This is a genomic window from Bacteroidia bacterium, from assembly GCA_019695265.1.
GTDB lineage: Bacteria > Bacteroidota > Bacteroidia > JAIBAJ01 > JAIBAJ01 > JAIBAJ01.
The window spans coordinates 1-6,818 of the sequence record JAIBAJ010000141.1; the positions used below are offsets into that span (position 1 = coordinate 1).

The 6,818-nt window shown below is 44.0% G+C and carries 5 protein-coding genes; 2 read left to right on the top strand and 3 right to left on the bottom strand.

Annotated elements, in window-relative coordinates; all coding sequences use genetic code 11:
* Both K1X82_14135 and K1X82_14140 read right to left on the bottom strand, forming a co-directional pair.
* A partial coding sequence (locus K1X82_14135) for an FAD-dependent monooxygenase (GenBank protein ID MBX7183246.1) occupies nucleotides 1–1,007 on the bottom strand: 1,007 nt, incomplete at its 3' end.
* Complete coding sequence (locus tag K1X82_14140) at nucleotides 1,000–1,527, bottom strand: 3-hydroxyanthranilate 3,4-dioxygenase (protein ID MBX7183247.1); 528 nt, start codon at nucleotides 1,525–1,527, stop codon at nucleotides 1,000–1,002. The genes K1X82_14135 and K1X82_14140, both read right to left, overlap by 8 nt.
* A gap of 175 nt (nucleotides 1,528–1,702) precedes the next feature.
* Here K1X82_14140 and K1X82_14145 point away from each other — a divergent pair, with 175 nt between their 5' ends.
* Together K1X82_14145 and K1X82_14150 are read left to right on the top strand one after the other, a co-directional pair.
* A complete protein-coding gene (locus K1X82_14145) occupies nucleotides 1,703–3,430 on the top strand; it encodes a thiamine pyrophosphate-binding protein (GenBank protein MBX7183248.1) in 1,728 nt (575 codons plus the stop codon).
* Between the two features lie 11 nt (nucleotides 3,431–3,441).
* Nucleotides 3,442–4,827, top strand: coding sequence for a tryptophanase (locus tag K1X82_14150; GenBank protein MBX7183249.1), 1,386 nt, complete (start codon nucleotides 3,442–3,444; stop codon nucleotides 4,825–4,827).
* On the opposite strand, the gene K1X82_14155 is transcribed toward K1X82_14150, so the two are convergent.
* Complete coding sequence (locus tag K1X82_14155) at nucleotides 4,828–6,531, bottom strand: right-handed parallel beta-helix repeat-containing protein (protein ID MBX7183250.1); 1,704 nt, start codon at nucleotides 6,529–6,531, stop codon at nucleotides 4,828–4,830. It lies immediately after the preceding gene.
* Nucleotides 6,532–6,818: the final 287 nt, after the last annotated feature.

Below are 6,818 nucleotides of genomic sequence, written 5' to 3' on the forward strand. Positions count from 1 at the left end.
AGGGCATTCATCACCGAACAATCTTCGAACCCGGCATTCATTCCTTGTCCGAAAAACGGAACCGTGGCATGGGCGGCGTCACCCATGAGGGCGAATTTTCCGCTGGTCCAGGGGAAGCAACGGATAATGGCGAGGGAGGAAAGGGGATGATTTTCCCAGGAATCGGCCACATTGGGCATGAGGTCAAAGAAATCGGGAAAAACATTTTTGAAAAAATCGTTGACTTTTTCCTTGGAATCCAGGTTGTTGAAACAATATTGGTGACCTTCAAAAGGCATGAACAGGGTACAGGTAAAAGAGCCGTCGAAGTTGGGCAGTGCGATGAGCATAAAGCGGCCACGGGGCCAGATATGCAGGGTGTTTTTTTCCAGTTTATAGCTGCCGTCATCGTTGGCCGGAAGCAAGATTTCGCGGTATCCGTCTTCGATATAATTTTGGCTGTAACTGAAGCGATCAAGCTTTTGCATGGCATTGTACCGAACGGCTGAGAAGGCGCCATCGGTAGCAAAAACCACATCTGCTTTAATTTCAGTGATTTTTCCGGTTTCGATGTTTTTAAACTGAGCCAGCCCGTTTTTTAAGTCGGCATTGCTGCATTCTTCGTTAAAAAAGAATTCTACCTGACCGGATGCTTCTGCTAGGTCCATCAATTTGCAATTGATGTCTTTACGGGAAACAGAAAAAATTGCCTGACCATTAATGCCATAAGGTTGGTAGTTTTTTTGATGGCCTTCGTTATGAAGAGTTCGCCCATACATAGGAATGGCAATTTTGCGGATTTCTTCTCCAATGCCAACTTCGTCCAGTGCCTTCCAACCCCGGTAGGAGGTCGCCAGGTTGATGGATTTACCACCCGAAATTTTTGCTTTGCGCATATCCGGTCTTTTTTCAAAAACCTTCACGCTATAACCGGCTTTTTGAAGGTAAATAGACCAAAGTGAGCCAACGAGTCCGGCCCCAACGATAACCGCTTCTTTCATAATTGCGTTTGCTTTAATGTTATACAAGTTCTTTCTTTAATTCGGGCGGGTCCATCACGGCACCGCATTTTTTGCAGGTGCGAAGTTCTAAATTATCGTAAAACCCTTGCATAAGTTTTGGCAATTGTACAACAATATCCTCAAGTTTAAATTGGGCCCGGTATAATTCCCGGTCACAGACTTCGCAATACCAGGTGCAGGCATCCCATTCGTCGGACTTACGCACCCGCTCAATCACCAGTCCGACGGTGTCTTTAATCCGTTGCGGACTATGTTCCACTTTTGGAGGAAGCATAAATATTTCACCTTCACGAATGTCAACGATTCGGGTTTTACCATTTTCACGGATGGGCAACTGCATATCGCCTTCGAGTTGGTAAAAGAATTCCTCGCTTTCATTGTAGTGAAACTCTTTGCGGGCATTAGGGCCACCAACAACCATGATGATAAATTCGGTATCTTTATATACAACTTGGTTTCCTACGGGAGGTTTGAGCAGATGTCGGTTATCATCTATCCATTTTTTGAGATTGAGGGGAGGGAGCATGGTAAACATTTTCGCCAAAAGGATGGAAAATTTAGAAGAGAAAAAATGATTTCACTCATTCGTCATGCAAAATTAAAAGGGTAGCTTTTTAATTTCCCATTCAACATTGCTACACCTGACCACAGTCATTTCCCGGGCTGAGTAAGCTAACTACTTTCGCCTCAAAGCAATTGCCATGAAAGGAGGTGAACTTATTGCCAAAACCCTGCAACTGCAAGGGGTTAAATTCCTTTTTACCCTTTGCGGCGGACATATTTCGCCCATATTTGTTGGGGCACAAAACCTTGGTATCCGGGTGATTGATACCCGCCATGAAGCTACTGCCGTTTTTGCTGCCGATGCCGTTTCCCGCCTTTCGGGTATTCCAGGGGTAGCAGCCGTTACAGCCGGTCCCGGATTAACCAATGCCATAACAGCCGTTAAAAATGCCTATCTGGCTCAATCACCTCTGATCCTGTTGGGAGGGGGCGCGGCAACAATTCTGAAAGGTCGTGGTTCACTTCAGGATATCGACCAAATGGCCATGATGAAACCCAATGTGAAGTGGGCTGCCCGCATCACCAAGGTCAAGCAAATCGTTCCAACCATCATGGAGGCTTTTCAAAGGGCCCAGGAAGGTGTTCCCGGACCTGTGTTTGTGGAATGTCCGATCGATACCTTGTACGAGGAAGAATTGGTGCGAAGCTGGTATGGTGCAAAATCCAAGGATCAGCCACCACGTAATTTGCAGGAAAAGGCCATTCAATGGTATGTCAATCGACATGCACGCAAACTTTTTGAAGATAAGGAATTGGTTCAATTTCCGGCTTCGGTTTCCAAACCTTCCATTCCTCAGTCCTCTTCCACCCAAATTAACAAAGCAGTTGAACTACTTCAAAAGGCTCAAAAACCCTTGATGATTATTGGAAGTGGCTCGGTGATGCAACCAAGGGAGGCACAAAGTTTGGCCGAAGCGGTGATAAAATTAGGAATACCGGTTTATTTGAGTGGGATGGGAAGAGGTTTGCTTGGTCCTGAAAATTCCATCCAAATGCGACACAAGCGCAAAGAAGCCATCAAAGAATCCGACCTCATCATTCTGGCCGGGGTTCCCAACGACTTTCGACTAGATTATGGCGCCCACATTGGCTCCAGAAAATTTATATCCATCAACCGTTCCAAAGAGGATTTATACAAAAATAAACGTCCTACCCTAGCCATACTAGCCGATCCACAGGATTTTCTGATTAGGCTTTCCAATCAATTCCAAAGCAAACAACCATCCTGGATTGAAAACTTACGCCAGCGTGACTTAAAACGTGAGGCTGAAATCGATTCTCAATTAGACGCAGTTCAAGAGGGAATCAATCCACTGGCTTTGTTTCGCTACCTCGACAGCCAATTGCCTGACAATTCCATTCTGATTGCCGATGGGGGCGATTTTGTGGCTACTTCGGCTTATACATTACGTCCCCGGGCACCGCTCTCCTGGCTCGATCCGGGTGTGTTTGGAACCTTAGGTGTGGGTGCAGGTTTTGCCCTGGGAGCCAAATTGGTATTTCCTGAAAAGGAAGTGTTTATCATTTTCGGCGATGGCAGTTCGGGGTACGGATTAATTGAGTTCGACACTTTTGTCCGACATAAACTTCCGGTAACGGCCATCATTGGAAACGATGCCTGTTGGAATCAGATTGCCCGCGACCAGGTAGAATTTCTGAAAAGCGATTGCGCAGTCACCTTAGTTCATTCCGATTATGAAAAGATAGCAGATGCCTTTGGTGGAGAGGGTAGGAGGGTAGAGCGTCTGAATGATTTTAAACAAGCCCTGGATGAAGCAAAAGAGGCTTCTCGAAAGGAATTACCCTACATCATCAATGCCATTTTAGCCAAAAGCGATTTCCGCAAAGGCTCTTTATCCATGTAAAATTGAATGCTATGACCGAGAAAAAAAGAAAAGTATTAGCCGAACCTTTTAAAATAAAAATGGTGGAACCCCTGAAAGTTACCACCGAAGAATACCGTCAAAATGCCTTGAAAGAGGCCGGATATAATCCATTTTTACTCCATGCGGAGGATGTTTTTATCGACTTCCTCACCGATAGTGGAACCGGTGCTATGAGCGATTCACAATGGGCCGGCATTATGTTGGGTGATGAAAGTTATGCCGGCGCCAAAAGCTGGGAACACCTTGAAGCGGTAGTGAAAGATTTAACCGGGATGCCTTACATCCTTCCTACCCACCAAGGCAGGGCAGCCGAGCGCATTTTATATGGACTTTTGGGAGGAAAGGATAAAGTTTTTATTTCCAATACCCATTTCGATACCACCCGGGCCAATATCGAATTTACTGGAGCAAGCGCCATAGATATTTTACCCGATGAAGCCCGGGATCCTGAATTATACCTGCCTTTCAAAGGAAATATGGATTTGGATAAATTACAAATCCTAATTGAAGAAAAGGGAGCCGGAAACATTGGTGCTGTGATTATTACTGTTACCAATAATTCTGCCGGAGGTCAACCCGTTAGCATGGCCAATGTAAAAGCCTTACGCGCTATTTGCGACCAACATGGTTTGCTCCTGGTTATTGATGGTTGCCGAATCGCCGAAAATGCCTATTTCATCAAGCAAAGGGAAGCCGGATACCAGAACAAATCCTACAAAGAAATTGCTCAGGAAATGCTCCGACTCGGAGATGCCTTTATTATGAGTGCCAAAAAGGACGGCATGGTTAATATCGGCGGACTTCTTACCTTGAATGATGAGGCACTTTCGGTACGTTGCAAAAACCTCCTGATTATTTCCGAAGGCTTTACTACCTATGGCGGTTTGGCCGGAAGGGATATGGAAGCTTTGGCCATCGGACTGCAAGAAGTTTTTAATCCCGATTACCTGAATTACCGCATTCGCAGCACTGCCTATTTGGGTGAACATTTGCGCAATATGGGCATACCGGTGGTGTGGCCCATAGGTGGACATGCTGTATACATTGATGCTCATAAGTTATATCCTCACATACCCATCAACCAATTTCCGGGTCAGGCCCTGGTGTGTGATTTATATGTGCAGGGAGGTATTCGCTGCGTGGAAGTAGGTTCGGTGATGTTTGGAAAAAATGATGAAAAGGGTGAACTGATTCCGGCTGCCAATGAATTGGTTCGACTGGCCATTCCGCGCCGGGTCTACACCCAAAGCCATATAGACTATGTGTTGGAAGTTTTCGAAGATATTCTAAAAATGAAGGAACAAAAAACCGGCTATCGAATTACCTATGAGCCGCCATTTCTGAGGCATTTTACGGCCAGGTTTGAACGAATTTAGTTAATGATTTACAATAAATTTAGCTCGTCTGAATTGATTAGAATTGCTCGCTTCAAGCCAAAATAATCCATTTGGTAAATTGTCGATTGAAATTTCTCTATTGTTGGATAAAATCCCTGAAGCAAGTTTCTCCCCATTCATTCCAAGGATTTTGTAATTCCACTTCCCAGGAAAAGTACCATTAAGTTTCAAATAAGTTTGGCAAGGATTGGGAAAAAAAACCAAATTATCTGAACTTCCAGGTGTTTCAATACCTTCATACCAATTTTCATAAGCTCCCAAATCAAATCCATTTCCAAAGGGTCTTTGAATTCCAGCAAAATCAAATGAACTGCTTCCTTCCACTCCGGAATCGACGCAAGGACTGTCGTTAAGTATATGAAAATCGGAATGAATCGGATCAATTAACAAGGGATCTTCATGAAAGGAATGCACATCCTGTCCATAGGTGCTTTGGTATTCGGTAAATTGCCCATCTGTCAAAACCGTCAATTGACTATTGGTATAAATTGCCATCATTGTATCACTTGGTTCCGATGTATACCAGCAATTGTAATCCAGCTTGGTAAAGTTCAAGCTTGGTATGGAGTTGTGATCGAAAAATAAAAAGCACCGCGATTCTGAAAAAATATTGTTTCGGATAATGATGGAATCCATCGGAGCTGTTTGGGTACTTACATAAATTTGAAACCCTTTTAGATCAGGTCTTTGCAATCCCCCCCATCCTCCTCCTGCATTGTAACAGGTGTTGTTTTCGAAATAAATGTTTTTCATAAACGAGCCTTGGGTTACCGCCGGTTGAATAAAATAACAATACGATGATTCGGAGCAATTCCAAATGAGGTTGTTTCTGTAAATAATATTGTATTGTTGAATCGTTCCGCCTGCTGATGCATTGCCCTGATTGGTAACTGCATCATCGTAAATTTCAAAAAAACGACATTGTTCCACCACATTGTCATGACTATTGGCCCAAAATTGAATTCCTCCGCCATACCGAACCTGATTAGTCAATTCCCCGCCTCCAATATAGGATACATCGCAATTGGACAAGGTAAAATGGTGGCTGTTCCTGATTTCAACTCCATCCGCACTGCCATATTGTATGGAGAAATCCCGAACAACAATATGAGAGTCACCTACGGCATACACAATAAAATCGGTGAGGGCTGCCTCAATATGGTTGTAAAAATTACCCGGATTTGTATTGGAAAACAGGTACACCTTATGGCTTCCATTTTTATCATACCAAAAATCACCTTGCTGGGTACAATCTGCCAAATACCATTTTTTTCTGCCACAGCTTTCTTCCTGGTTAAACAATAAATTTCCAACGTCTATGGCTGAACTTTGGGCACTAATCCAAACCTGGTTGCCTCCATCAATCCATTCAGTTTCCGAACTCACATCAACCGAACCCAACAACCTGGGTTTACTACCTATTCCATACTTGCCGTAAACCAATCGGCCGGCTCCAGACCCACTTTGCAATTCAAGTTGTCCACGCCAAATTCCTCCTCCTTCAAAAAGTATGCTGTCACCAGGCGAAAAATGAAAACTATTCACTTTAGTTAGACTTTTCCAAGGCAGGTTAGTAGAGGTGCCCGGACTAAAATCTGAACCCAAATTGCTTACATAATAGGTCGTTCCGTGAACTTTAACTATGGAAAACCAAATGGCAACAAGCAAGAGTTGGAAACGCATGGTTGGTAGAAAAATCAAATATCCGAAGGACAATCAAAGATAGTAGAAAGAAGGAGCAGGAAGATAATAATACCAATTTTTTCAAGAAGAATTAATACATAAAATTGGGCTAAACATTATGGCCATTATGTATAATTACTATTTGGCGGGCCCCCAACCACCCAAACAGAGTTGCAAGTTCAAAAATGTTGCACTTGCGGTTGGGTCAGGCTTTCGTCGCTACTCCTCACCCCGAAAATATTCGGGGTTGTGGGGTAGCATCCTCAATCCTTGCCCGGACGCTCCGC